This window comes from Paenibacillus sp. CFBP 13594 (genome assembly GCF_014842675.1).
Classification (GTDB): Bacteria; Bacillota; Bacilli; order Paenibacillales; family Paenibacillaceae; genus Paenibacillus; species Paenibacillus amylolyticus_B.
The window spans coordinates 1348656-1374594 of sequence record NZ_JACYVQ010000001.1; the positions used below are offsets into that span (position 1 = coordinate 1348656).

Annotated in this window: 28 protein-coding genes and 1 pseudogene; 10 read left to right on the top strand and 19 right to left on the bottom strand. The window is 43.7% G+C overall.

Annotated features, from left to right (window positions below; translation table 11 throughout):
* The first annotated feature begins 254 nt into the window (after window positions 1-254).
* The 3 genes from IFU39_RS05990 to IFU39_RS06000 all read left to right on the top strand — a co-directional run bounded on the left by IFU39_RS05990 (window position 255) and on the right by IFU39_RS06000 (window position 2809).
* Complete coding sequence (locus IFU39_RS05990) at window positions 255-572, top strand: winged helix-turn-helix transcriptional regulator (RefSeq protein WP_017688544.1); 318 nt, start codon at window positions 255-257, stop codon at window positions 570-572.
* 146 nt (window positions 573-718) lie between these two features.
* Window positions 719-1597 carry an SDR family oxidoreductase gene (locus IFU39_RS05995; RefSeq protein ID WP_105598680.1) on the top strand — a complete coding sequence of 293 codons (879 nt, stop codon included), beginning with the start codon at window positions 719-721 and terminating at the stop codon, window positions 1595-1597.
* Window positions 1598-1828: 231 nt separating this feature from the next.
* The gene (locus tag IFU39_RS06000) at window positions 1829-2809 is read left to right on the top strand and encodes an aldo/keto reductase (RefSeq protein WP_105598679.1); all 981 of its coding nucleotides are present in this window, start codon (window positions 1829-1831) and stop codon (window positions 2807-2809) included.
* Between the two features lie 74 nt (window positions 2810-2883).
* Here the strand turns inward: IFU39_RS06000 and IFU39_RS06005 are convergent, their stop codons facing one another.
* From IFU39_RS06005 to IFU39_RS06015, 3 genes are all read right to left on the bottom strand, one after another.
* Window positions 2884-3255, bottom strand: coding sequence for an iron chaperone (locus IFU39_RS06005; RefSeq protein ID WP_105598678.1), 372 nt, complete (start codon window positions 3253-3255; stop codon window positions 2884-2886).
* Window positions 3256-3383: 128 nt separating this feature from the next.
* Window positions 3384-3890, bottom strand: a complete 507-nt coding sequence (locus tag IFU39_RS06010) for an HIT family protein (RefSeq protein ID WP_244660880.1) — start codon at window positions 3888-3890, stop codon at window positions 3384-3386.
* Window positions 3891-4043: 153 nt separating this feature from the next.
* Complete coding sequence (locus tag IFU39_RS06015; RefSeq protein WP_105598677.1) at window positions 4044-5084, bottom strand: NAD(P)-dependent alcohol dehydrogenase; 1041 nt, start codon at window positions 5082-5084, stop codon at window positions 4044-4046.
* Window positions 5085-5275: 191 nt separating this feature from the next.
* Between IFU39_RS06015 and IFU39_RS06020 the strand changes: the two genes are divergently transcribed.
* Window positions 5276-5689 carry a MerR family transcriptional regulator gene (locus IFU39_RS06020; RefSeq protein WP_105598676.1) on the top strand — a complete coding sequence of 138 codons (414 nt, stop codon included), beginning with the start codon at window positions 5276-5278 and terminating at the stop codon, window positions 5687-5689.
* Between the two features lie 96 nt (window positions 5690-5785).
* Here the strand turns inward: IFU39_RS06020 and IFU39_RS06025 are convergent, their stop codons facing one another.
* Window positions 5786-6367 carry a TetR/AcrR family transcriptional regulator gene (locus IFU39_RS06025; RefSeq protein WP_105598675.1) on the bottom strand — a complete coding sequence of 194 codons (582 nt, stop codon included), beginning with the start codon at window positions 6365-6367 and terminating at the stop codon, window positions 5786-5788.
* 289 nt (window positions 6368-6656) lie between these two features.
* On the opposite strand from IFU39_RS06025, the gene IFU39_RS06030 reads away from it, so the two are divergent.
* A complete protein-coding gene (locus IFU39_RS06030; RefSeq protein ID WP_105598674.1) occupies window positions 6657-7583 on the top strand; it encodes an AraC family transcriptional regulator in 927 nt (308 codons plus the stop codon).
* A gap of 133 nt (window positions 7584-7716) precedes the next feature.
* On the opposite strand, the gene IFU39_RS06035 is transcribed toward IFU39_RS06030, so the two are convergent.
* The 4 genes from IFU39_RS06035 to IFU39_RS06050 all read right to left on the bottom strand — a co-directional run bounded on the left by IFU39_RS06035 (window position 7717) and on the right by IFU39_RS06050 (window position 11033).
* Window positions 7717-8739, bottom strand: a complete 1023-nt coding sequence (locus tag IFU39_RS06035; protein ID WP_105599137.1) for an NADH:flavin oxidoreductase/NADH oxidase — start codon at window positions 8737-8739, stop codon at window positions 7717-7719.
* A 112-nt stretch (window positions 8740-8851) separates the two neighbouring features.
* On the bottom strand, window positions 8852-9196 hold the full coding sequence (locus IFU39_RS06040; protein ID WP_105598673.1) for a rhodanese-like domain-containing protein: 345 nt from the start codon (window positions 9194-9196) through the stop codon (window positions 8852-8854).
* 198 nt (window positions 9197-9394) lie between these two features.
* Window positions 9395-9820: a MarR family winged helix-turn-helix transcriptional regulator gene (locus IFU39_RS06045; RefSeq protein ID WP_091016387.1), complete on the bottom strand. Its 426-nt coding sequence runs from the start codon at window positions 9818-9820 to the stop codon at window positions 9395-9397.
* Window positions 9821-10004: 184 nt separating this feature from the next.
* Window positions 10005-11033 carry an ABC transporter substrate-binding protein gene (locus IFU39_RS06050; protein ID WP_105598672.1) on the bottom strand — a complete coding sequence of 343 codons (1029 nt, stop codon included), beginning with the start codon at window positions 11031-11033 and terminating at the stop codon, window positions 10005-10007.
* A gap of 209 nt (window positions 11034-11242) precedes the next feature.
* Between IFU39_RS06050 and IFU39_RS06055 the strand changes: the two genes are divergently transcribed.
* Window positions 11243-12055, top strand: coding sequence for an undecaprenyl-diphosphate phosphatase (locus tag IFU39_RS06055; protein ID WP_091016392.1), 813 nt, complete (start codon window positions 11243-11245; stop codon window positions 12053-12055).
* Window positions 12056-12140: 85 nt separating this feature from the next.
* On the opposite strand, the gene IFU39_RS06060 is transcribed toward IFU39_RS06055, so the two are convergent.
* A complete protein-coding gene (locus IFU39_RS06060) occupies window positions 12141-13319 on the bottom strand; it encodes an MFS transporter (protein ID WP_192131661.1) in 1179 nt (392 codons plus the stop codon).
* A 144-nt stretch (window positions 13320-13463) separates the two neighbouring features.
* Window positions 13464-14077 (bottom strand): annotated as a pseudogene (locus tag IFU39_RS06065) (arginase family protein); the annotation flags it as partial.
* A gap of 124 nt (window positions 14078-14201) precedes the next feature.
* Here IFU39_RS06065 and IFU39_RS06070 point away from each other — a divergent pair.
* The gene (locus IFU39_RS06070) at window positions 14202-14570 is read left to right on the top strand and encodes a winged helix-turn-helix transcriptional regulator (RefSeq protein ID WP_149846922.1); all 369 of its coding nucleotides are present in this window, start codon (window positions 14202-14204) and stop codon (window positions 14568-14570) included.
* Window positions 14571-14679: 109 nt separating this feature from the next.
* Here the strand turns inward: IFU39_RS06070 and IFU39_RS06075 are convergent, their stop codons facing one another.
* Window positions 14680-15150 (bottom strand): GNAT family N-acetyltransferase, encoded by a 471-nt coding sequence (locus tag IFU39_RS06075; RefSeq protein ID WP_091016394.1) that lies wholly within the window; start codon window positions 15148-15150, stop codon window positions 14680-14682.
* A 218-nt stretch (window positions 15151-15368) separates the two neighbouring features.
* Between IFU39_RS06075 and IFU39_RS06080 the strand changes: the two genes are divergently transcribed.
* Window positions 15369-16034 carry an MBL fold metallo-hydrolase gene (locus IFU39_RS06080; RefSeq protein WP_192131663.1) on the top strand — a complete coding sequence of 222 codons (666 nt, stop codon included), beginning with the start codon at window positions 15369-15371 and terminating at the stop codon, window positions 16032-16034.
* Window positions 16035-16107: 73 nt separating this feature from the next.
* Here IFU39_RS06080 and IFU39_RS06085 read toward each other — a convergent pair whose 3' ends face one another.
* Window positions 16108-16731 carry a hypothetical protein gene (locus IFU39_RS06085; RefSeq protein WP_192131665.1) on the bottom strand — a complete coding sequence of 208 codons (624 nt, stop codon included), beginning with the start codon at window positions 16729-16731 and terminating at the stop codon, window positions 16108-16110.
* A gap of 223 nt (window positions 16732-16954) precedes the next feature.
* Between IFU39_RS06085 and metE the strand changes: the two genes are divergently transcribed.
* Window positions 16955-19249, top strand: coding sequence for a 5-methyltetrahydropteroyltriglutamate--homocysteine S-methyltransferase (gene metE, locus IFU39_RS06090; RefSeq protein ID WP_149846643.1), 2295 nt, complete (start codon window positions 16955-16957; stop codon window positions 19247-19249).
* Between the two features lie 173 nt (window positions 19250-19422).
* On the opposite strand, the gene IFU39_RS06095 is transcribed toward metE, so the two are convergent.
* From IFU39_RS06095 to IFU39_RS06125, 7 genes are all read right to left on the bottom strand, one after another.
* Window positions 19423-19923, bottom strand: a complete 501-nt coding sequence (locus IFU39_RS06095; protein ID WP_244660917.1) for a TlpA family protein disulfide reductase — start codon at window positions 19921-19923, stop codon at window positions 19423-19425.
* Window positions 19924-19976: 53 nt separating this feature from the next.
* Window positions 19977-20690 (bottom strand): ABC transporter ATP-binding protein, encoded by a 714-nt coding sequence (locus IFU39_RS06100; protein ID WP_149846642.1) that lies wholly within the window; start codon window positions 20688-20690, stop codon window positions 19977-19979.
* Entirely contained in the window at window positions 20683-21504 is an 822-nt protein-coding gene (locus IFU39_RS06105) for an ABC transporter permease (RefSeq protein ID WP_149846920.1), read from the bottom strand. The genes IFU39_RS06100 and IFU39_RS06105 overlap by 8 nt, the downstream gene beginning before the upstream one ends.
* Window positions 21505-21532: 28 nt before the next feature.
* Window positions 21533-22114 (bottom strand): nitrous oxide reductase accessory protein NosL, encoded by a 582-nt coding sequence (locus IFU39_RS06110; RefSeq protein ID WP_091016406.1) that lies wholly within the window; start codon window positions 22112-22114, stop codon window positions 21533-21535.
* Window positions 22111-23499 carry a right-handed parallel beta-helix repeat-containing protein gene (locus IFU39_RS06115; protein WP_244660881.1) on the bottom strand — a complete coding sequence of 463 codons (1389 nt, stop codon included), beginning with the start codon at window positions 23497-23499 and terminating at the stop codon, window positions 22111-22113. The genes IFU39_RS06110 and IFU39_RS06115 overlap by 4 nt, the downstream gene beginning before the upstream one ends.
* Before the next feature lie 318 nt (window positions 23500-23817).
* Entirely contained in the window at window positions 23818-24492 is a 675-nt protein-coding gene (bshB2, locus tag IFU39_RS06120; protein WP_091016408.1) for a bacillithiol biosynthesis deacetylase BshB2, read from the bottom strand.
* A gap of 23 nt (window positions 24493-24515) precedes the next feature.
* Entirely contained in the window at window positions 24516-24860 is a 345-nt protein-coding gene (locus IFU39_RS06125) for a YojF family protein (protein ID WP_091016410.1), read from the bottom strand.
* A gap of 266 nt (window positions 24861-25126) precedes the next feature.
* Here IFU39_RS06125 and IFU39_RS06130 point away from each other — a divergent pair, with 266 nt between their 5' ends.
* Complete coding sequence (locus IFU39_RS06130; protein WP_149846641.1) at window positions 25127-25903, top strand: DUF817 domain-containing protein; 777 nt, start codon at window positions 25127-25129, stop codon at window positions 25901-25903.
* Window positions 25904-25939: the final 36 nt, after the last annotated feature.

The window sequence follows — 25939 nt, forward strand, 5'->3', positions numbered from 1 at the left end:
AATAGAAATGTCAATTGCGCTATAGATTATATCATGGCTTTTTTTCACGTTCAATGCTTTTTTTCTGTTCTGTCTGAGTTGAACAATAATTTATATTAAATAAGATGTCCCTTGAGCTACACTGAGGGCATCTTTTTTTATGTCTCGGGCATGGTTCATACCCTGAATGTGGTAAGCTATACACCCCTTTATAAATTCGATAAAATGAACGAAACATGAAACATGAGTTGATGTTTTAGGAGGGATACATAAACATGAATATAGAACCTGTGGAGGACCGTTGTCCTGTTGAGTTTGCAGTCAATATGATTGGTGGGAAATGGAAGCTATTAATTATAAATCGGCTCATCCGCCATTCAACAATTCGATTCAATGAATTGCAAAAAATGCTTGACCCCATTACGCATCGCACGTTAACCAGGCAATTACGAGAACTTGAAGAAGCTGGTTTGATAAACCGTGTTACCCACCCTGTAGTTCCACCTAAAGTCGAATATTCCCTTACAGAAAAAGGACAAAGCCTGACTTCGATCTTGTTTCAGCTAGGTGATTGGGGATCAAAACATATGTAAAACGCCTTCCCATAGTATCTCAAGGGATACTTTATATCATTAATGTGCGTACTTACGCTCCTATTCTAAATCCGTTATGCTGAAGTCAATGCTGAGTGTTAACTCATCCATTCCAATGACATATTGAAAGGAAGTTATTGACCACCATGACACAGAATGATCGATTTTTAGTATATGGAGCATCGGGATCCCAAGGCGGCGCTGTCGCTCAATTACTCGTTCAACACGGTTTTGAGGTTCGCACGATTACTCGAAATGAGGAAACAGCCAAAACATTAAAGGAACAAAACATTGAAGCTTTCATCGGGGATCTATCAGATGTAGAACAACTCCATACGGCGCATGAAGGTGTAGGTAAAGTATTCCTAAACCTGCCGGTGGAGTTTAATCCGGATAAGATCAGACAATATACCAAAAATGCAATTGATGCTGCTATACAGGCAAACGTTAAATTGATTGTAGTTAACACGGGTACCTATGTTCCTGACCCTATCACCCATTCCAAAGGAATTGAATTGAAACGTGAAGTTATCCATGAATTGCAGCAAAGTGGTCTTCCATATATCATTGTGGAACCCATTGTATACTTGGAAAACTTCCTGATTCCCGGAATACTGAACAATGGCGTTTTGGCCTACCCGGTACCAGCAGACAAGCCGATCTCCTGGATTAGCTTAAACGATGCAGCTCAATTCCACTATTATGCCTTGACTCATGCGGAATTGGCAGGAAGCATTATCCCAGCACCCGGATTAGAAGCCCTGACAGGTGCACAATTAGCGGAACAATTCAGTGCTGTATTAGGTGAAAAGGTCAGCTTCATGTCTCTACCTTTTGATCATTTTGAAGCAGCGATTCAGCCTTTGTTGGGAAGTGAGACAGCTGCAGGTCTTAAAGGATTGTACCAATGGATTGATGGGCATACAGATCTTCTTCCACGGTATCAAGAGTTGGATGATAACATCAAAGCCAATCTTAAATTAACCAAAATAAGCGATTGGATTCACCAAACAATGATTAAATAATATTTTATGAACAAGCCATTTGAATCTCCAACGGAGAAACGCATGGCTTGTTCTTTTTATATGAGAACTTTAATGGCTCAACTGGATTCAGATTCAGAGATTCTGATAGGATTAGGCAAAACTTTGATAGAAATGTGGTACAGATTGGTTCATTTGATATGACATAATAATGTGTATATAGATCACCGTACAGGTGACAATAATAAACACTAGAAAGGATTTGAACATGATATGGAATATACAAAACTTGGTAACACAGGCGTGGACGTATCTCGATTTTGCCTGGGATGTATGGGATTTGGGGACGCCAGTAAATGGGTTCATGAATGGGTACTGAATGAAGAAAACTCTCGCCCCGTTATCAAAAAAGCGCTGGATTTAGGTATTAATTTCTTCGATACAGCTAATGTATACTCTCTGGGTACAAGTGAGGAATACCTTGGTCGGGCGTTAAAAGATTATGCAAATCGGGATGAGGTTGTCATTGCAACCAAAGTACACGGACAAATGCATCAAGGACCCAACGGTTCAGGGCTTTCCAGAAAAGCCATCCTGAGTGAGATTGATAAAAGCCTGAAACGATTGGAAACCGATTATGTGGATCTCTATATCATTCATCGTTGGGACTACAATACGCCTATTGAAGAAACCATGGAAGCCTTACATGATGTGGTGAAGTCCGGTAAAGTTAGATATATTGGGGCTTCAGCCATGTTCGCTTGGCAGTTCCAAAAAGCATTACATGTAGCAGAGAAAAATGGTTGGACCAAGTTTGTCTCCATGCAAAACCACTTGAATCTCATCTACCGTGAAGAGGAACGAGAAATGTTGCCTTTATGCAAGGAAGAGAAGATTGGTGTAACTCCCTACAGTCCCCTAGCTTCAGGCAGGTTAACCCGTGACTGGTCCGTATCAACACTTCGATCCGAGACAGACAAAGTTCAGAAATCCAAGTACAATGCGACTAGCGATGCGGATCGGCTTGTTGTTGAACGAGTTGCATCCATTGCAGAAAAATACGGTGTCCCTCGCACTCACATTGCACTTGCGTGGTTGCTGCAAAAAGACACTGTAGTAGCACCAATTATCGGTGCCACCAAAATATCGCATCTGGAAGATGCGGTAGGTGCTCTTTCTGTTAAGTTGACCTCAGAAGACGTCTCATTCCTTGAAGAGCCCTATATACCTCACCCTGTTGTAGGTGCTCAATAATCGTTTTTGCTTAAAATATAGAAGACCTCCTCTTTCCACATCCGGAAGTTGGGGTCTTCTTTTTATATCGCGATTTATTTGCGCCAAAATGTTGAACATTCTGCCTTATCCTTTATATTGAACTCAATCATTCTCTCAAGTAACGAAAAATCAATCTCCTGTTTCCACTTCATCCGCACCAACTCTTTGGTGTGATCATAACCCGCCTGTGTGATCTCTTCCGAAAAACGATTAATTCCTGCCTTTTCGGGAGCAACAGCCAAGTGTTGCTTGGATACACTAAAGCCAATGATAAAGGTATCATGGTCAGTAAACATCGGTTGGTTCCAGGCTATTTTTTGCTTTAAATTCGGGAATTTTTCAGTAATCCAGTTCAAGACTTCTTCCGTTCGTGCCTGGTGTTCCGGGTTATCGATGCGTGCTATAAATTCTGCAAAGGTCTCCATTGGTTTCCCCCATATCATAAAATATACTATTTAATTTGCCCCATTCAAACTCATTCTATCATGAATATCAAATTCAAAACCCCTTATCTGCCCGATAACTCAACAAAAAATGAGCAGCCTGCTAGACTTTAAATGTTTTCCTTTATCCAAGAACGCAACTGATCAGCATAGAAAGCACGTTCATCAGGATCGGATTGAGAACCATTTGACAGATAAAGTTGATCATTCACGTATCTAGGGTAAACATGCAGATGATAATGCCACACGTCTTGATTGCCAGCAGGTTCATTATGTTGCCGTGTCGAAATCCCATCACATCCATATGTACTTTTCATTGCAAATGCTGTAAGCTGAGCCGCGTGGTGAATTTCAACAGCGTAATCCGCAGGGAGTTCAAAGATGTTCTCGAAATGTTGATTCGGAACAATAAGAACATGTCCTTTATTGTTTGGCCACCATTTGCCTGCTATAAATGCCGTTACCTTTTCATTCTGATAGATGATATCCCTTTGTTTTGTTCCCTGATCAGGTCGCTCAATACCCCAAATACGACAAAATGGACATTCGTACCCTTCAGGCTGATGTGAAAATGATACTGTCATATTTCTCATCCCACTCCTTTCATATTTTTCCAACTAGTTATTGGACGCAGGTATCTTCTGTTCGTTGCGATAAGAGTGCTGGTTGTAGAACGATCAGCAATTAACAAACTGAAAAGCAAAAAGCAGCTGACCTTGGCGGCAGCTGCTTTCTTCTATCTTTAACTATCACTATTGCACAGTTCACACTTACATGGTGCCGATATCAATAACAAAGCGATATTTCACGTCGGAAGCCAATACACGTTTGTATGCTTCGTCAATCTGATCGGCGGAAATGACCTCAATGTTAGGCGCAATATCATGTTCTGCACAAAAATCAAGCATCTCCTGCGTCTCACGAATACCACCAATCATAGAACCTGCGAATGAACGGCGATGACCGATAAGAGAAAATACGTTAACAGCTAAAGGCTCTGGAGGAGCACCCACGTTCACGAGTGTACCATCCAGCGTGAGCAGTGAGAAATAAGCGTTAATGTCAATATTCGCACTTACCGTGTTAATCATCAGATCAAAGGTACCTGCAAGTTTCTCGAATGTTTCCGGTTCACTTGTGGCAAAGTAGTGATCTGCGCCAAATTGCAGTCCATCTTCTTTTTTGCTCAAGGATTGGGAAAGAACGGTTACTTCGGCACCCATCGCATGTGCAATTTTGACAGCCATATGACCAAGACCACCCATACCTACAACGGCAACTTTCTTACCCGGGCCAGCTCCCCAATGATGAAGTGGTGAATATGTCGTAATACCGGCACACAGCAAAGGTGCAGCTGCATCAAGTGCAATGTTATCAGGGATGCGAACGACGAAATCCTCTACGACAACAATATGAGTTGAATACCCACCTTGCGTAGGCTCACCGTATTTGTCTACTCCAGCGTAAGTTTGAATATTTCCTTTGAGACAGTATTGCTCTTCACCTTTGCGGCAGTTAACACATTCACCACAAGAGTCGACCATACATCCGACTCCTACTCGGTCACCAACCTTATATTTGGAAACTCCGCTTCCTACATCAGTTACAATCCCGGCAATTTCGTGCCCAGGAACGAGTGGATAATTCACTGGACCCCATTCACCGTGGGCTGTATGGATGTCAGAATGGCAGATACCAGCATATTTAATCTCGATTAATACATCATTGGTATCCAGATCACGTCGTTTAATTTCAGCACTTCTGAATTGTTGGTCGGGTCCGTCAACGGCTCTGGCTTTAGCTATAATCAATGGGATAACCTCCTAGTAATTTAAAGTTCAAAATAATCTTACCCCCTCTAGTTAACTCTAGGTCAAATGTTTATCTTATTTTTTATCTCCAACGTACTTTGACATCCAGTAATCCAACATGTTAGAATTCACTCGGATCAATCCTAGAGTTAACTCGAAGTCTACCCCTAGTAGAAAGGAATTCATTCTAAATGACCTATTCAATCGGTGAAGTTGCCAAAAAATTAGACCTTACAGTATATACATTGCGTTACTACGACAAGGAAGGACTCATGCCTTTTGTGGAACGTACCACGAGTGGAACACGTTTGTTCAAAGACTCCGACATTGACTTTCTAAAGATCATCCAATGTCTGAAGCTGACCGGCATGCCTATTAAAGACATTAAGGACTTTATTGAATGGTGCTCTAAAGGGGACTCCTCGCTGAAGCAAAGATATGACATGTTTACGGAGCGAAAAGCTATTGTGGAAGCACAAATGGAGGAACTAAGAAGAACCATGGAAGTCATCGAGCACAAACGCTCCTATTACGAAACAGCTTTGGAGGCTGGAACCGAAGAGATTCATAAAATTAAACCGATGGAACATGCCATCACCAATTGATGGTTCATGCTTTCTATTTTCTAAAATTAGCGCACAAAAAAAGTAGCTTGAAGTCCTCTAACGGATTTCAAACTACTTTTTTGGGTACGTCTCTACTCATCTTTTCTCCAAAAGTTTCATTGATACATTAATAATGCGATTTAATTTTTCCTTATCCGTCGAGGTTCTTGCCATGGCTCTGATGCCGACAGAAATATTGTGCAGGTACTCTGCCATTTCCTTCGCATCATGGTCTGAGGCGAATTCTCCGTCCCGTTGTCCCCATTGAATAATCTGCTCGAACATCAGCTCTGTGTCGTTAAATGATTCAAGGGACCGGTTGTCCACTTCTTCATCACGCGCGCCTAGCTCCACAGCCGAGTTCACGATCAAACAACCCGATGGTGTCTCCTCTGCTTCACTGATCATAACATCGAAAATTTTATGCAGTGCTTCCACTGCCGTCTTGGATGCCCTGATTTCTGCAAGTAATGTGGCGCTGACCTTACCTCTGTAACGATCGATTGCCTGCAAGAACAGCGAATGTTTGTCGTCAAATGTATCATATATACTCCTGCGATGAATTCCCATATGCTCAACCAGGTCACTCATCGACGTTTTCTCGTAACCTTGTTCCCAGAAGATCTTCATTGCTTTATCCAATACTTCGTTCACTTCAAACTCTTTACTTCTAGCCATTCAACTTCCCTCCCAAAATCAATCTAACACATCGGGAACGATCAGTAAATAAAAGATGCAGATACCCTTTTCATTCTCATCTGATCATGTATTAGCTGAACCATAAGTGTATATCTTCTGTACTTGTTGTATATCATGACCTGTGTAATTGTGAATATGCAACCAGCACTCAGCATGTCTTATCCATTCACATCAAATGTTTGCCTATTCCTATCCGTTTTCTACCGCCTTCGGTCAATATACGATAGAATGTGATTATTATGTTGTGAGGAAAAAAGGAGAACTTTGCATGTCTATTCAAATACACGAACAACAACAAAACGAATTAGCCACACTCATTGACCGTTATTCTGACAAGGACGGGGTGCATTCTACTGCCATTCCCTCATTATTTTTAATCCGCGAATCCGTTGTCACTGAACCTATATTTAGAGTGAATGAACCATCCTTCTGCATTATCGTTCAGGGTGAGAAAGAAGTCCTACTGGGACAAGATCGTTTCCGGTATGGTCCAGGAAGTTATATCGTGGCAACCGTTGACTTGCCGGTTAGTGGACAAGTGATTCAAGCCTCGTCTGAGGCTCCCTATCTGGCCCTGAAACTTGAATTCACATCCAGTGAGATTCTGGAGGTATTGAACCATTCCGATTTCCCAGCAAGACCGCGAAAAACAACGAGACGTGCGATGTTTGTCAGCCAAGCTGAGCCGTCTCTGCTGGATGCGGTCGTCAGGTTAGCCCGTTTGTTGGAAGATCATTCGGAAGATATCCCACTACTCTCTCCTTTGTTCAAAAAGGAAATTCTCTATAAAGTTCTGAAGGGCCCACATGGGATTGCCCTGGAACAAGCTACCATGGAGGGCAGCCACACCTATCGAATCAGAGACGTTATTGAATATATTATGAATCATTCTGAGCAAAACTTTCGGGTTGAGGAATTGGCGGATTTGGCAAATATGAGTACTGCCTCGCTGCACAGACACTTTAAAGAAGTGACTGCCATGAGTCCGATTCAGTTTCAAAAACAACTTAGGCTGCAAGAAGCCCGCCGCTTGTTATTATCCAAGTCCACCGATGCAGCAGATGTAGCATTTCAGGTAGGTTACGAGAGCCCTTCCCAATTCAGTCGTGAATATTCTCGCATGTTTGGATTCCCACCCAGAGAAGACATTAAACGCCTGCGAGGTAAAACCGATGAGACGACTACCATCTCTTGACTGTTACTGGCTAGTATCGTTCCTTTACCTCGCCTAGTTTAACCTCAGAAAGGACTCCTTCTGTTTTGTCAGTCGGAGTCCTTCCCTATGCAAGGATTAATGAAGATCATTAAATCGTTAAATTATTAATACATTAAAAACCAGTCGTATATTGTTTTGGAACGTCCGTTGTCTTGCGCAAAGCAGACGCAGCTTCCAAGGCCCAGTAAGGATTTCTTAACAGACCTCTTCCAACCGCAACGAGATCAGCTTCTTCATTGCCGATGACTGCATTCGCCAACGTAGGATCATCGAGTCTTCCAACAGCAATCACGGGTACATCAAGAGCTTCTTTGATTGCTTTAGCCAGAGGTACTTGATACGCCGCGTGAGTCCCTGGTCTGCCCCATGCAGCAATAGGTCCCTCGCCACCAGATGAGATATCAAATACGTCAACACCTGCCTCTTTATAAGCCTTGGCAAACTCGGAACTTTCGTTAATGCCATAGCCACCTTCTACATATTCTTTAGCTGAAATACGCATCATCAAAGGCATATCTTTCGGCATCTCTGCCTTTGCAGCCTGAATGATCTCCCGGCCGAATAAAGTTAAATCTTGACCATATTCGTCTTCTCGCTTGTTTGTAAGTGGAGAATGGAACTGATGAATCAGATATCCATGTGCACCATGAAGCTCAATCGCATCAAAACCAGCTTTCACAGCACGCGCTACTGCACTACGGAATTTCTCAACCATTCCTTTTACTTCATCCGTTGTGAGCGCTCTTGGTTGCTTGGAATTCTCATCAAAGGCGATCGCGGAAGGAGCTACTGGAACTTCAGCATCTTCTGCTTTGCGGCCCGCATGCGCAATCTGAATGCCAACCTTGGCACCATAACTGTGACACGCATCTACGATTCGCTTCAGAGCTGGAATCTGTTCATCTGACCATAACCCAAGATCATAATCTGAGATCCGTCCATCCGGCTCCACATCTGTCATTTCAATGATAATGAGACCTGTTCCTCCCACGGCACGACTAACGTAGTGCATGTAATGCCAATCGGTTGCTATACCATCTTTTTGCTCAACTGAATATTGGCACATTGGAGCCATTACGACACGGTTTTTAAGCTCTAGGCTTTTAAAAGAATATGGACTAAACAAATCTGTCATCAAAATAAAACTCCCCTTTTCCTGAATCACGAATAATAAAAATGCATGCGCAAGCATTAAAATAACACCTACAATTAATAACTCCGTATAATTTAGAACTCACATATATCTTTTACTTCATCACATAAAGACATTCAAATCCATGCTTTCGCAAAATACGGACAGCCTTTTTGGATTGAAGCATACCAGGTGACATTATAATTACGTTATCTTCTCGAAGAAGGTATTTTTCCCATGTGAAAGCAAGGCGTCCCAGTGAGATGTTAATCGTATCCGGAGTAGGATCAGCCATATAATCCGTCGCATCTCGAATATCAATCACTTTATACTGCCGAAAATCACGCTCATGTCTGAGAAATACTTCATAATCTATATATTCAAGATTGCGCAGTGGCCAAAATTGACGTACAACGATGAAGATACCTAATATGAAGGTCAAAAGCATCAACATAATCATTGTATAGCCCTCTCTTAATTCATCAGATATCGTCGAAAATTTTGTTTTGGATCAAAGTCTACTCAGTGCCTCCTTTATACATGAATCACCGCATCCACATTAAATTCATGCGCATGCATTTAATTTAGCGGATATATTAATGAGTGTCAAGTCTTCTTATAGGGTAAATGACTACATTACCCTATATTTACCCTAGTCTTAGAACAATTCTTTAGTGAGGTTCTCTAATCGAGTCTCAAATCCATCCTGTTCCAATTCAGTTTGCAAGACCTGATTAAACGTTTGGAGTGCTTTCTTGTATTTATTCTCTCCAAGCTCCGTAATACGAGTATAAATGCCACGACGGTCATCTTCACATGCATGTCTTTCCAGAGCCCCACAGTCTTTGGCTTCCATCCTGACGACGAGCCTGGAAGTAGCACTTTGGCTCAACCCCACCAGATCTTGAAGTTGCTGTAGGCGTAATTCCTTACCCTCCGCATTATATATGAAGTTTAACACATAAAATTCCTTCAAAGATAAGTCATATTGTTGAAGCAGAGCTTGTTCCAGCTTCTCGTTCAGATGGGTATGAATGTTAGAGAAAGCCAACCAAACATTCAAACGTTCACTCTTTTGCTGCAATCTGGATCACCCCACTTGATATTTAATGTTCATCAGCTGTTATCCTATTGTATCAAGCTTAATTACATTGGTCAAAATCCATCCAAGATCGACGTATATAACATTCTAATCTCATAAGAAGAGCATTTCCCCGTCCTGTAACGACGTTTGGAAATGCTCCAGTATTACCATTTATGCAGTAATCTTACTTCGCGGTAAGCAGGCTATCGGAAATAAATTGCAGCTGACCTTCCAACGTTAACGGATCGTTGTACGAGTCTGAAGTCGGATCAAGCTGGAACACATGATTTGCCTTTACCGCAGGCAAGTTCTTCCATAATGTATTGTCATATACGATCTTGGGATCGGTTTTATCTCCCGACCACGGGCTGGTAAAGATGATATCACCTGCATACTCCGGTAATAGTTCCATGGAGATTGAAGCCCATCCAGTTCCGCTGTCAATCGCTTCAGCTTGGGCCTTGGCTGGTGCCTTGAGGTCAAACTCCCCGTAAATAATTTCACCGCCTCGACCATAGTTATGACCAAATACAAATAATCCTTTGGCATATGGATTCAGTATGGAAACGGTACGATCTCCTACAGCTTCCTGAACCTTGGGCTTCAGTTCGTTGATCTTCGCTTCCCATTTAGCAATCCAAGTTTTAGCAGCGTCTTCTCTATTGGTGAGCTTACCCATTTCAATCATTAGATCCTTGAAATTGCGCTTACCATAAGCAATCTGTACAACAGGCGCAATCTGCTCCAGCTTGTCGATACCCTCTGTTCCAGTGTACACGATAAATAAGTCAGGTTTTAAACTGATTAGCTTCTCTGGTGTAGGCTCTTCACCCAGATCACTGGTGCCCGCAGCTGCAAGTTGGTCCTTGATATATTTGTTATTCATCGCTCCTGATAAAGCGCCGACCACCGGTGCATCCAGGGCAACAAAGTAGCCTGTCGAAAATGATGTCAAATCAATAATGCGCTTAGGATTCTTCGGTACCTGTACTTCACCTGCATCCGATTGATATGTAACAAGTTCCTCTTCGGCACTTGCCGTTGATTCAGCGGAAGAAGCTAAATCCGAGTTCGTCTTGGTTTCTGTCTCCGCAGCTGCATTCGTGCTGTCCCCGGTTGTACTATTGGTCGTGGCAGACTGACCACATGCACTAAGTACAATCAGCAAGATAAGCGCCATCATGATCCATATAGATTTTATCTGTTTACGCAAAATAAACCCACCTTTTCATTGATATTGATAATCGTTATCAACGATATCATGCTATGCAGGATTTGACAAGCTATGTTTATTTCCCTCTCTCTATGAACTCTAACTTGCAAGTCACCAACTTAAACAGCTATCATCAATAGAGTAGACAAGTCACTTTTATTAAAAAGAGAGTTTTGAAAAGCCAATGAAATGTATTCAAGGAGGAAAACATGGAAGAGATCATATTGTGGTTAAAGTATTTGTTTTTAGGTATTGTTCAAGGTGCAACGGAGCCGATTCCCGTCTCCTCAAGCGGTCATCTGATCATCGCCCAGAGGCTCATGGGCATCAAGCAGAATGGATTGTCATTTGAGATTTTAACTAACACGGCATCACTTATCGCTATTATTTTTATTTTCCGGCAAGATATCAAAAAGTTGATTATTGGTGCACTCGGTTACCTGCGTACTCGTAAAGAAGAATATCGAGCAGACTTCATGTTTTGCTTATACATAATTATTGGTACGATCCCTGCTGCTGTCGTTGCAGTCCTGTTCAAGGACCGGATTGAAGAAATTTTCTCATCCGTATATACCGTTTCCATCGCGCTATTGATCACTGGAGTTGCCTTATGGTTGATTCGTAATCTTCGTGGTCGCAAGCAAGACGGTGATCTGTCTACAAAAGATGCATTGTTGGTAGGTCTGGCTCAGGCGGTCGCTCTTATTCCGGGGATTAGCCGCTCAGGGGCAACTGTAATTGCGTCCATCGCTGTCGGCATGAAACAGGAAACAGCTTTGAAGTTCTCCTTTATGCTGTACATTCCCATAAGTATTGGTGGACTCATCATGGGGGTATCCGACATTGCCAATGATCCGAATCGATCACAGCTGGCTATCCCTTATCTGATCGCATTCATCACGACGCTCTTCGTCACCTATTTCTCCATGAGATGGTTTATGGGCATTATGGCCAAAGGCAACCTGAAATACTTTTCGTATTACTGTTTTGCCGCAGGTACATTGTTGCTGATTTTCTTATAAAAAATTAAACACACCAAAAGGAACAACCAGCGATGGTTGTTCCTTTGTTGTATAGTGGCAGAGCCTTAATGACCTATAGCAAGAGCTATACGGTCAGGCGCATAGCCTTGTTGCTTCTGTTAACCAGCTCTGTAGCCGCGAACATGACACTGAACAGAATCAGCAGGATCAGGGGTACCATTGACATTCCCCATTGGCTGGCTATGAGTCCCATACCTAACGGGATGAGTGTTGAACCCGTATAGGCACTGGCCATTTCAAGTCCAATTACACTTGGGGATGCCTTCTCACCGAAGCGTTCCGGTGTCGCATGAACAATGCTCGGATAGATCGGTGCTCCGCCCAATCCCACGATAAATAAAGCCCCTGCAGCAATCCAGTAAGGAATCGGCATAACCAGGATAACTAATCCGAAGCATCCAACGATTCCACCATATCTGATGAGATTTTTGCTGGATACATGAGTCGAAAGAAAACCTGAAATTACGCGTCCCAAGATAATGCCAATGAAAAAAAGGGAGGATAGTACTGCGGCAGTACCTGGAGAAACTCCTTTGCTAACAATGAAGAAAGAAGCCATCCACAGACCGGCAGCAGTTTCGGAACCGTTGTAACAGAGCATCGCAAGCATCGACATTTTCACGCCGGGGATACGTATGGCCTCACGGTTACTTACGCGTTTCTTCTCATCACCTGAACCCTCTACTCTGCCCTTCTCAAAAATCTTCCATAGAGACAAAGTTGATAATAAAATCACCGCGATCCCAAGCAAAATCAACCCCACAGTAACGTATCCTGCACGCCAGTTGTTTGCTTGATTCAGCCAATATGCCATAACGAGTGGGCCTGTCACTGCCCCAATTCCCCAGAAACAATGCAACCAGTTCATATGCTTGGCCTTGAAATGTAATGCTACATAATTACTTAGTGCCGCATCCACTGAACCTGCACCTAAGCCGAGAGGGATCGCCAGAATCAGTAAAAACACAAAATTCTCAGAGAATGAGAATCCCAACAGCGCAATCGTTGTTGAGAGGATACTGAATAATGTGACTTTACCCGTTCCGAATCGGTGTAACAATCGGCTGGCGGACAGACTGGACACTACTGTACTAAATGAAATGATTAGCGATATGTAACCAGCCATTTCTGTTGTCGCATGTATATCGTTTTTCATAACGGACCAGGCACTGCCAAGTAAAGCATCCGGTAATCCCAGCCCTATAAATGCGAGATAAATAATGATTAACAATAACGTGACCATCTGGGTGTCTCTCCTCAGTTTGTTTAATTTCTGATTCTCGTCGAACCACCCATATAATAATATTGATATTTCTATCTGTAATCTTCCTATATTTTGACTCCTTATATCAGTATTCTGATATATTCTAGCGACTTATAACCTATATCACTGGTTCAGGATAGGTATTTCTCCAAGCAAATTCTTCAAGTTAATGGCATCCCACGGCATATGCTCAGTTATTCCTAATCCAACTACATCTGTTTCTTCAGTCAGTTCTTTGATCAGATGAAGCAAGTGAGGTATTTGCATGGTTCCCGCTGGTGAAAACACATAAGGTTCCCCTGGTTTGGCGAATAACAATGAACGGAACATATTGGGATCAAGCACATCCAGATCAAGGTGAATTGCCAGGTGTTTGATGCCGTTTTCTGTAATCCACTTCTTAATCGAATCCATGCCATCGGTTAATTCTGCAGTTCCAGCCGTTCGGATACCCAATCTTTGAATTACTTCGGTTTCCTGTTCCGTGGGGGTTGTCAACCCGGCCATGAAGACATGTTCGGGCTTCAAGGGGACACTCACATGTTTGGCAAACTCCGGATCGCCTTCCCCAAGAAGGTTCTCAAGCGCGGTAAAGTATGACCTTTGTCATAGCCCTCGTATCTAACCAAATCACCATGGGCATCAATCCATATCAAACCAAGTTCTCCGCCATATCGTTCATTTAAATAAGCAAACGGGGCTTGTTCAACCAAACAGTCACCGCCAAACATGACAACGTATTGTTTGTTGAGGCATCATAAATCTCCTTTACTTCAAAGTAAGGTTAGTATAAACTGAGCCCAAACAAATAAATAGTACGGTCTTTTATGATAGGTACTACCCGGAAGGATAGTGTAAATGATGAGTATGACTGAATACCACGGTAAAGTTAAAAACATTCAAGATACCCCTTTTGGATATACGTTGTCTGTCATTGGTGGCAAATGGAAAATGGTGATTATGTATCTACTGGCTGAGAACCAGCCTGTCCGCTTCAATGAACTTAAAAGACAGATCGGCGCCATCACGTATAAAACACTGAGTTCACAACTCAAAGAATTAGAAGCAGATGGTATGGTCGAACGGAAAGAATATCCCCAAGTCCCTCCTAAAGTCGAGTACCGTCTGACAGCCAAAGCTGAAACGTTATTGCCCGTTTTGGAAGGACTATGCGAATGGGGTGTCCAACATCAAGAACCTTCATTGATCAATAATAACGCAACGGATTGAACGCTTTTGTCTATATTTTCAGATGAGATAATTGGAGTAAATGGAGTATGTTAAATGCAAAAAGTCGCCAATCGGCGACTTTTTTACTTTTATCTTGTGTTTCGTAGAATTATACTTTTTCGTGTACCAGATCTTTCTGGTAGGCCAACACTCTGTCCCAATTGCCACTGAAAACAGGAATTCGATAATACCCTACACGCTCATACAGCGCTGCAGCTTCTGGTTGCAAGGGACCTGTTTGCAGTTTCAGATTGGTATAACCAAGTTCGTTCGCAAGACGCTCTGCCTCGGCCAATATAGCCTGGGCAATCCCTTTACGGCGGTAACCACTGCGTGTATACATGCGTTTAACTTCTACAGATGTTTCATCAAGGGGTCTAAGTGCTCCGCAACCAACCGGATACCCGTCGATCCTGGCAACGATAAAGGCTGCACGTGGCACCTCAACGTCTGAGAGTTGAAATCCCGCAGTTCCATCACCGCCATATAACAAACCGAGTTCTTCACTCAGTTCCTTGATCAATAACAGCGAATCCTCGCTCCGAATATCTTCAGCTGCTGCATGCACGATATGTGTCATCCCACATACCCCCTTTATCTTATTGGACTTATTGGTTTAAATGATATATCTAAATTATCATTCCCAACTGCAAGCGTCAATTCCCCCATTCATTGAATATTTCTATAAGTGCACCCTATAAATATCCGAACGTATCTTATTGCCGTCTTTATTCGTTTACATAAGAAATATAACAAGCAATGATGTATATGAATTTCAACTCTCGGAGGTCTGATATTATGGAAATTTCAAAGGGAATAACGATGCTTCAGCTTGATTTTGAGAGGAATATAATTCACCCTGTTCTGATATGGGATGAAGAAATGGTTGTGTTAATTGATACCGGCTTCCCTGGACAATATGACGATTTGTGTATCGCACTCGAAAAGATTGGTGTGCCGATCAACCAACTTAAAGCAGTGATTTTGACGCATCAGGATGTGGACCATATAGGCTGTCTTCCCGAGATTTTGAAAGAGTGTGGCCCACAAGTCAAGATATATGCGCATGAGCTGGATAAGCCATATATTGAGGGACAGCTCCCTCTTCTCAAAGACAGTCACCTTGAGCATCCTCCAATGGGCAAAGTAGATGAAACGGTGACTGATGGTCAGGAACTGCCGTTTTGCGGTGGAATTCGCGTTATTCATACACCTGGTCATACGCCAGGTCATATCAGTCTATATTTGATAGGCAGCAAGACGCTCATCGCCGGAGACTCAATGTACAGTGTAGAAGGCATGCTTGGAGGCATTCATGAACCTACTACACTGGATATCGAAACGGCTCGTTGCTCCTTAAAGAAGTATATGGAACTCGACATTTCATCTGTGGTTTGTTATCACGGTGGACTAACTCATAGGAATGTAAAGGAACAGATCTCAGAACTTTCTCAAGGTTTATAAATATTGAAATTGCTGATCCGCAAATGGTTACTATCTAAACCCAGTAACCATTCTTAGTCTTAACATAGTCTTCCTATGGTTTGGCATACTGCAAAATGGCTGTAGCCGCACGAATTCGCACCTCTTCTTCTTCACTGTGTAACGCTTCTCTCAGCACCTGGAGAGCTGTCTGAATCGTCGCTTCATCTACCCCTGTTGAGAGAGAGTTCGTTGCTTCGGCTGTTATACTGACTGCAAGACCTCGATCCAGCTGTGCTTGTGATATGGGATACTCAAACTTCGCAAGGATGGCTGAATCATTTTGCAGTGCTTGCACTTTGTCATTCAGCTCAGCACGAGGAATACGACACAACCATGTCACTCCGCGACGATGACAGATCAAGTCGTTTTCTGAGCCAGCGGAATCGTCGTAATAATAATCCCCGATATCTCCAACATACGTCCATTCATCATCGCTAATTAATACATAATCTCCATCCTGCATGAGGTTAGCAAACATATGTAGTGTCGCGAGTGTGGTCGCCAATTCTGCTTCATCCAAGCTATAGTGTTGAACCAACTGTTCCTTCCATAGCTCCGGGGGCGTTTCCTCCAGATCCCCTGTACCTGACCAAGCGATTCCAATATAATTGTCTTTCAAAAAGGATGTTACTCTGTTGATTCCATGCACGGTCGACTGGATATGATACAGATTCATGCGTACCGCCTTCCTTTCAATCATTCGTATGAACTTAGTTAACCATTGTAACATTAGTGATATCTATTTCAAACGTAATGACTTCTTCAAGTTCATACTTCATGCTGAACATACTTTCTGATATAGCCCCAGGCTATAACTAGGTATAATTTAATGGAATTACATTATAACTCCGGATCTGTGATAAATTTTGTGTAACATAAAAGCAGAGGGGTTTTAAACGATGACAAAGAGTAGTGTATTGGGATATCCGCGTATTGGTGCTGATCGGGAATGGAAGAAAGCGTTGGAAGCGTTCTGGGCAGGCAAGCTGGAAGAATCAGAATTTCACGCACGTTTGCAAGAGATCCGTATCGATCATTTGCGCAAGCAACAAGCGAAAGGCATCGACATCATTCCGGTGAATGACTTTAGCTATTATGATCATATCCTGGATACGGCTGTGATGTTTGGCATTATTCCTAAACGTTTTGCTTATGATGGTGGTTCCGTTCCGTTGTCCGTATATTATGGCATTGCCCGAGGAACAAAAGATGCCGCAGCAAGCGAAATGACAAAATGGTTCAACACCAACTATCACTACATAGTACCTGAACTGGACGGGGCTTCCCCAACTCTGACGGAGAACAAACCACTTCTCGCTTATCGTGAAGCAAAAGAAAAACTCGGCATTGAAGGCAAACCGGTAATCGTTGGACCGTTAACCTTCCTGAAGCTCTCCAAAGGCTATGATAAATCCGAGACAGACGCTTGGCTGGACCGCTTGCTGCCACTTTACACTCAATTGCTTCAAGAACTTGCAAGCGAAGGCGTTCAGTGGGTGCAGGTCGACGAGCCTATTCTGGTAACCAAATTAAACGATGAAGACGTACAGCGTCTGAATAAAATATATAAAGCATTTGCCGCAGCCGTTCCAGGCCTGAATATCATGCTGCAAACGTACTTTGAATCTGTCGAAAACTACAACGATATTGTTGCACTGCCAGTTCAAGGTGTAGGACTTGATTTTGTACACGGACTCTCTGGTAACACACAATCTATTCGGACTTCCGGTTTCCCAGCAGACAAAGTGCTCGGTGCAGGTATTATTGATGGACGTGGGATCTGGAAAGCTTCCCTTCAAGGAAAACTAAAATTGCTGAATGAACTGACTGAGTTCGTGACGCCTGAACGTATCATCGTGCAATCATCCTGCAGCCTGCTGCATGTGCCAGTAACGACAGAACGGGAGGCAAAACTTACAACCGAACTGAAGAATGCTCTGGCATTTGCAGATGAAAAGCTGGATGAGGTTGTTCTTTTGACTACAGCCTTATCTTCACCAAGTGCAGAGATTACCGCTAAAATTAACGAAGCAGAGCTTCCTCTTCTGGCGCTTCAGCAATCCGAAGATCGGAACCGTACCGCTGTACAGAAAGCCGTTTCTTCCATCAGTGTTCAACAGCCAGAGCGCTCCCGTCCTTTTGCAGAGCGTCATGAAGCCCAACAGGCCAAATGGCAATTACCACTCTTCCCGACAACAACGATTGGTAGTTTCCCGCAATCTGCTGAAGTCAGAAAAGCACGTCAATTATGGCGTAAGGGCGAGTTGAACAACGAACAGTATGCTGCCTTCATCCGGGAGCAGATTGATATCTGGATTAAGATTCAGGAAGAGATCGGAATTGACGTACTGGTGCATGGTGAGTTTGAGCGTACCGACATGGTTGAATTCTTTGGCGAGAAACTTGCCGGTTTTGCCTTTACACAGTTCGGCTGGGTACAATCGTATGGTTCACGTTGTGTGAAGCCACCTATTATCTTCGGCGATGTTGCATTTACGGGTGCAATGACGGTGGAAGAAACGAAATATGCCCAATCGCAGACTGAGCGTCCTGTCAAAGGCATGTTGACTGGCCCGATTACCATCATGAACTGGTCATTCGTACGCGAAGACATTGCTCGTGAGCAGATTGCCTATCAATTGGCGTATGCGTTGAGACAGGAAGTCGAGGCACTTGAACAGGCAGGTATTGGCATGATCCAGGTTGACGAGCCGGCTGTTCGTGAAGGGCTTCCGCTGAAAGAAAATGAACAAGCCGATTACCTGGCTTGGGCAGTCAAAGCGTTCCGTATCTCCACGTGCACGGTGCATGAAACGACTCAAATCCATACGCATATGTGCTATTGCGAATTCCATGACATGATTGATTCCATTGAAGCTATGGATGCGGATGTTATCTCCATTGAGACATCCCGTAGTCACGGTGAACTGATTCATAGCTTTGAAGAAAATACGTATGAGCTCGGTATCGGTCTTGGCGTATATGACATCCACAGCCCACGAGTTCCGAGTGTAGATGAAATGAGCAGCATGATTGAACGTGCCCTGCGTGTTCTTGATCCGAAGCTGTTCTGGATTAACCCGGACTGCGGATTGAAAACCCGTGGACAGGAAGAAACGGTTGCTTCCCTGCGTAACATGGTTGACGCAACCAGAATCGCTCGTAACAATCACGCTTCAGCTGCTGTATTGTAATCGGCTGCGAAGCAGCATAACTTCAAAATTAAAGCCGGACACCCCCTTGTTAAATGGGTGTTCGGCTTTTTATTGGTTACTTTTTGTAGGTGATTTTAACGTAAATTCATTTCACTTGTAACATGGTAATCTCTGGCGTCCCTTCCCCTTTTCTCACCATCCAACGCTTACACCTAAATACTCTCTTCCAACCATTGTTGCAATGGTATATCTTCTGTCAGTTCACCGAGCAGTATGTGACGGAACTCCCCATCCCTATCAATGACCATTGTTGCGGGCAAACCTGTAATACGATACATGCCTGATATGTTGCCTGTCACATCAATGATCACCGGAAAATCAAACGCCTGCTTATCCATAAACTCACGGATCGTTCCCTTCGATTCCCCCACGTTAACAAACAGGGTTTCCACGTCGTTCTGATAGTCTTGAGCGATCTGCTGAACGAGCGGCATCTCCCTTACACAGGGGGTGCACCATGAAGCCCAAAAGTTAATCATGACGGCTTTGCCCCGATAATCGGATAGCTTGATTTGTTCGCCTGCTGAATTAACCGCTGTGAACTCAGGGGCTTTTGCACCTGCTTGAATAGAGATGCCACGCCCAGATTCGGGTGTCGACACATTTTCGAAAATGGCCCATGTACCTGCTAACAATGCGATCACACCAATCATAATTGTAAATGTACGTCTGCTTTTAAAACTGTTCTTCTGCAATAAACTCACCTTCACTTTAAACCAAGACTTTGATGAAATGCTGCATGGAGCGAACCAAATTGATCACGAAAGTCGTGAGTGGAGCCCTCTCCAACATTACGTCCATGGTTCATGAATATCACCTGATCCGCAATGTCGTCCGCGATCTCCAACTGATGGGTTGAGAACACGACCATGTGACCATCCTGTTTGATTCCCTTGAGCAGCTGAGTTAATTCCTGCATCCAAAATGGGTCCAATCCATTTGTTGGCTCATCCATGATGAGCAGTGGAGGTTTCGACAGCACAGCCTGGGCGAATAACACACGTTGGCGCATGCCTTTGGAGAAGGTCGTAACCCGGTTTTTCTTTTGATCTTCCAAACCTACCATGGTCAGTACTTCCTGTACTCTCTCCTTGGGAACTTTCCTCAGAGAAGCCCAGAACAGAAGCATTTCCTCCGCACTCAGTCCTTGATTAAATTGATAATCGTCCGGCATATATCCAATCTGCTCTGAATAACGCTTGCGTTCCTTCAACCATCGCACATTGTTCACCGCAACCTCACCGGAGGTAGGCCGAAGAATTCCAGCGATCATACGCAGTACCGTGCTCTTTCCTGCGCCATTCCCTCCACAGAGGGCAAGGACTTGTCCAGAAGTCAAATGAAAGGAAATATCCTCAACAATGGGTTGCTTTTTAATGGATTTGCACAATCCTATCACTTCGAGCCCTACTTTATCCATGAGAACGCCCCCTCTCCCAGATCGCATATACCGCCAAGATAGAGAAGGTTATCCAGAACAGGCATATCCCGATGAAGATCCAACTGCCACTTGGTTGCTGCACCCACTCCACCCATCGATAATATTCTGGTCCAAGAATGGAGCCGCCTCCCAGTTTGATGACTACAAACAATCGCACCAGCTCTGCCGGATTGATGAGCGTTAGTATAATCAGTAGCGGTTTCACCCACAGATAAGGCATCAGTCCCAGCACAGAGAGCAATAAGGTCGGCCACCCAATAACAGCGAAAAACCATACGGTCACCGAGATCGTTAACGCCTGCCACCGATTGCGCGACAACGAACCGATAAATAGCGCCAGAGTTAGGAATAACAACACCAGTCCACAGGAAAATGCCAGAAAAAGAAGATATGTCATGGTATCCAATGGATTCCCGATTACTCCGCTAATGACCCCCATCAGGCCGTATCCAAACGCAACAATGGTGATTAAAACAATCGACAGCCCAAGATACTTGCCCACAATAAAAGACATCGTGCCGATGGGATACGTGGATAGGAGTTGCCAACTGCCGTCTTCCTTTTCGGATGTTAGTGAGAAGGAACCGAGGAATAGCGTCATTAATGGCAAAAGGTAGAGAATGAGATTCAACATGGAACCTGTGGTGCCCGAATATCCTTCAACCAGATTCTGCGAATTCAGCAGTAACAAGCTTAAGCTAAAGGTGCAAAAAAGGATCAGAAACGAATACGCCCAAGGATTGCGAAATCCCATTTTCACTTCTCGTCTTGCAATCTGTATCATATCTGACATCATTGATCACCATTTTCTATTGTCATACTTAGTGGCCTGACTCTTCTTCTATCTCACCTTCCTGATGCATCTCATTACCATCTCCTTCTTCACCATGTCCGTGCTCATCATGCCCATGTTCACCCATCATGTCCATATTCTCTGTGTTCTGTTTCCAGTCATGGGAGGCAAGATCCTCAGCGGTCATAATGGTTCCAACACCTTGCTCTGCAATGAAAGCTTCAGCCGAAGGTTTGTCCTTAAAGTTAAGAATTCCATATGCCATGGGCGTACGCAATGAAGCATCGTATACATACGTGGCTTTGCTGTATTCAATCCATTCCTTGTCATTGTAATCACGTACATAGTCCATGCCGATGTTATCTGTGCCATTTTCTGTTTTCCACTGGTTCATACACCCGATATCATCGAACTTGTAATTTTGGCCGTCTTTCGTAGTGAGCTGTGTTGCATATGCATCGTCCTTCACTTGCATTTTACAGATCGCACAGATATCCACGTCTTCATTAATCGGCAATGCCGCGTATTTAGTTCCGCAAGCGGTTAACAATACCATGCCAAACATAAGTACCATAACCATGGACCATCTTCTGTTCGAACTTTTGTTCATTTTCGTAATACCCCCATATAGATGATTATAAAAGTTGCCATACCCAACAGAACTAACCCGAACATCCACACCAACTTGGAACCTGCTGCCCTTTCCACTGACATGTGCAGATCAGATTCCGTATCCATGCTCATTCGTGGCGATTTGTCGGTAGTCCATTGTTCTCTGCCTTCTGTAAACAAGTCACTCAGAAAGACCATACCCGGTGATTGAAAAAAGAGCTGATACGCAGAATTTCGACTGACCAGTTGCTCATAAAAAGGATTGATGGCATAGGAAATTTCACTGATTCCATCCTGATTCAGATCGAGCCCCTGAAAGGAGTCCCAGTAATTCTCCATCAGGACATTATTCGGGCTATCCAGTGCCGAAGCTTCAATGACATTAGACACCATTCGGTTACGTGTAAACTCATTAGCTTCTGCCAGAACAAGCTGGATGCCAACAAAATTCCGAAGCAACGCATTGTCATGTATCTCATTTCCTGACGATTCTGCAATATTCATGCCGACACGATTACCTTCCACTACATTGTTGTGAACAGAGGATTGATGTACGTCATACAACAGAATCCCTTGGGAATGTACATTGGTACTTTGTTTGCGAAAAGAATTGCCCGATATAACCGTATTCTTGACGCCCATGATCATGGCACCTGTCATGTTCTCCTCTCCGGTATTGTCCATGACAGAAGAGCCGTCAATGTACATACAGTGGATGCCGTACCTTGTATGTAACAGCCTGTTATTTCGAACGGTAGACTTGCGACTGTTCTCCAGATAGATTCCATCCCTCATGCCGGTGATCTCATTGGCTTCAATGAAGCTATCATGGGAGTTGTACAGATCAATGCCATTGCCCTTCTGGCCACTGGAAGCCGAATCAGACCCGGCCCACGTAATGCTGTTCCGCTGAATCGTTGCCTGACTCGAATTCCGGATAATCATCCCATACCCCTGGGTCTGAATATGCAGATCCGTGATCTCACTGTTTTCTCCTTCAACCTGAATCGCTGCAGTCTGTTCATTCGTATCATGTTCAATTGTAAAACCGCTCAATTTCACCCCATCCGAGCGAATCATTATCGTAGAGGTGGCTTCCGCATTAACAACTATGACCGCAGGATCACCCTGAATGGTGATGTTTTTGTCAATCGTCACGGGTCCAGAATAACGACCTGATGTAAGCTCAATGACTTCTCCAGGTGCAGAACGGTCAATCATAGGCTGAAGGGGAATAAGCTCACGTTGTCCGGAGGAGGCCATGACTGAACCGTGCGGAAGGGATAGTAGGAGCATCATCATTCCGATTAGAACAATGAAACCCATAACCCGACTCTTTTTACAGCTGTCGAATGCACCCAATCCTGCCCAAGGATTACTCATGATTCAAACCGCGCAATTCCGGCTTCTTGTTACAGTTGCTTATTGCTGTGGCAATGTATTCAACGGGTCTTACATTAATCCAAAATATACGTTGGTTGTACACACCATCCCTCCATTCCACTTAAAATCAACTCTCCATGTTCCTCATCCATTGAAGCAATGTAATAAATGAAGCGTTATCACAATCCTGATCACAGTGTACTTAAAATGATATTTATTCCATATAGCTCAATTAGGCTATAGACACTATATTTTTGTGTCGATATTGTGATGTAAACAAAAAAAAGCCGCCAAATTGGCGACTTCTGCGTAATGGTGTTAGGCAAATGGGTAGGTCCAGAATGTTTCTCTGCCAAAACGGGCTTGGATCTCTTCTGAATTCAACTCTCGATCCCCGACAAGCTCGGCTGCCTGAAACTGTGAACGGTGGGCGCGGATCGACGCCATTTTTTGTTTCAAAAATCCGGATACATCAACGATTACATCCGCTTTACCAATGAATTGTTCCTGGTTGTGGGCAAATGCAACGCAATGAACCAATGGACGCTCTCCTACAGGAAGACGACTAATCGTCCGAATGACGGCTTCTCCCGTCGCATCATGATCGGGATGTACACTGAACCCCGGATAGAAGGTAATCACAAGGGATGGATTCAGTTCCTTGATCAGTGCCATGATGCTATCGTCGAGCAGTTGCGGGTCTTCGAATTCGATCATTTTATCGTGGAAACCAAGCATTCTTAAATCCTGAATTCCAATGGCTGCTGAAGCTTCAATCAGTTCTTGTTTGCGGATTTGAGGCAATGTGACGCGGTTAGCAAAAGGAGGAATCCCCATGTTGCGTCCCATCTCGCCCAGTGTTAGACAAGCATAGGTAACGTGAGAGCCACCTTCTATGTACTTGGCTAATGTTCCGGACACTGAGAAAGCTTCATCATCCGGATGTGGATACACCACCAAGATTCGTTCATGCTCATTGTGTATAGTATTCATGGTTATTCAATCCTCCGCTTTCATCAGAACATCTCTCGGCTTAATTGTAACGCCACAACTAGTTTACCTTGGGTATCGTGACCAGCCAAAATCAGTCTTTCTTGGTCCTGTTCGTCAATATGTGTAAGGCCCTCGGCGTAAATCCATCCCTGAGTGGTTTTCAGACCAACCCGGTATGGACCCGTACCTGAAATGGACCCCTGCGTATATCGTATGGCCGCATTAGTAATGAATGCCGATGCTGGGTGCTTCGAACTGTCATAGTGATGCGCATACGCTCCAGACGTGAGTTCGAGGTGTACGTATAAGTCCTGATCCACAAGTTCGTTGATCCGGAGCTGAATATCTTGAGGTTTAATCGGTTGCATAGCGGCCTCCTTGTCTAATGTAATTGTACGAATTTCATTTTAACATAACCAGAAGAGAATATACATGGAGTGACCCTATCGCCTCTTATAGAGCGTTCTCATGATGATTCCAGTTTGAAAACAAGAACAGATTTGCGCGTTTTTTTCTCTTTTTATTCATGGACCACATCTATATTATAAAGTGTAGGCAAAAACGCCCGTGATGAAGAACCTTAAATCTTAAGTGAATCTTGCTCCAACATGTTTGGAAAGGAGTTTAACTCAACTTGAAATCTCTAATACAACTACTTCATTTTGGCTATCATCAGGCCATGAGCTGCATATTTCCCGTAGCGATCTTTGGTACACTGGCCCTGTCCAGCGTAATTCCTATTCCTTTCCTTCATCGGTATGATGCCATTCTGCTTGTCTTACTTGCTGTGCAGTACCTGATGTATCGAAGCGGCTTGGAAACCCGGGATGAAATCAAGGTCATCTGTGTATTTCACATTATAGGCCTGGTGCTGGAGATTTATAAAGTATGGATGGGATCTTGGTCTTACCCTGAGCCAGCTTACACCAAAATCCTGGGTGTCCCTCTGTATAGCGGATTCATGTATGCAAGTGTAGCCAGTTTTATGTGTCAGGTGTGGCGAAGACTGCGAATGGACATGACCGGATGGCCTGGTTTTGCACCTTCCATGCTGCTGGGAGCAGCCATCTATATTAACTTTTTCACTCATCATTTTATGCCCGATTTTCGCTGGTGGCTGACGGCCCTTGTATTCGTTGTCTTCTGGAAAACCTGGATTATTTACCGGGTACGAGCAACGACCTATCGAATGCCCTTATCGCTTGCTTTTATCATTGTTGGTTTCTTCATTTGGACTGCTGAGAATATCGCTACCTTCTTCAATGGCTGGAAATATCCTGATCAGCATGATGCCTGGCAACTGGTTAGCTTCAGCAAAATTAGTTCGTGGTTCCTGCTGGTAATCATCAGCGTCATCATCGTTGCGCAACTTAAATATGTGAAGGCCAATCGAACCGCAGATGAATCATAACCTGACGAGCCATTACATCCCCTTATCACAAAAACA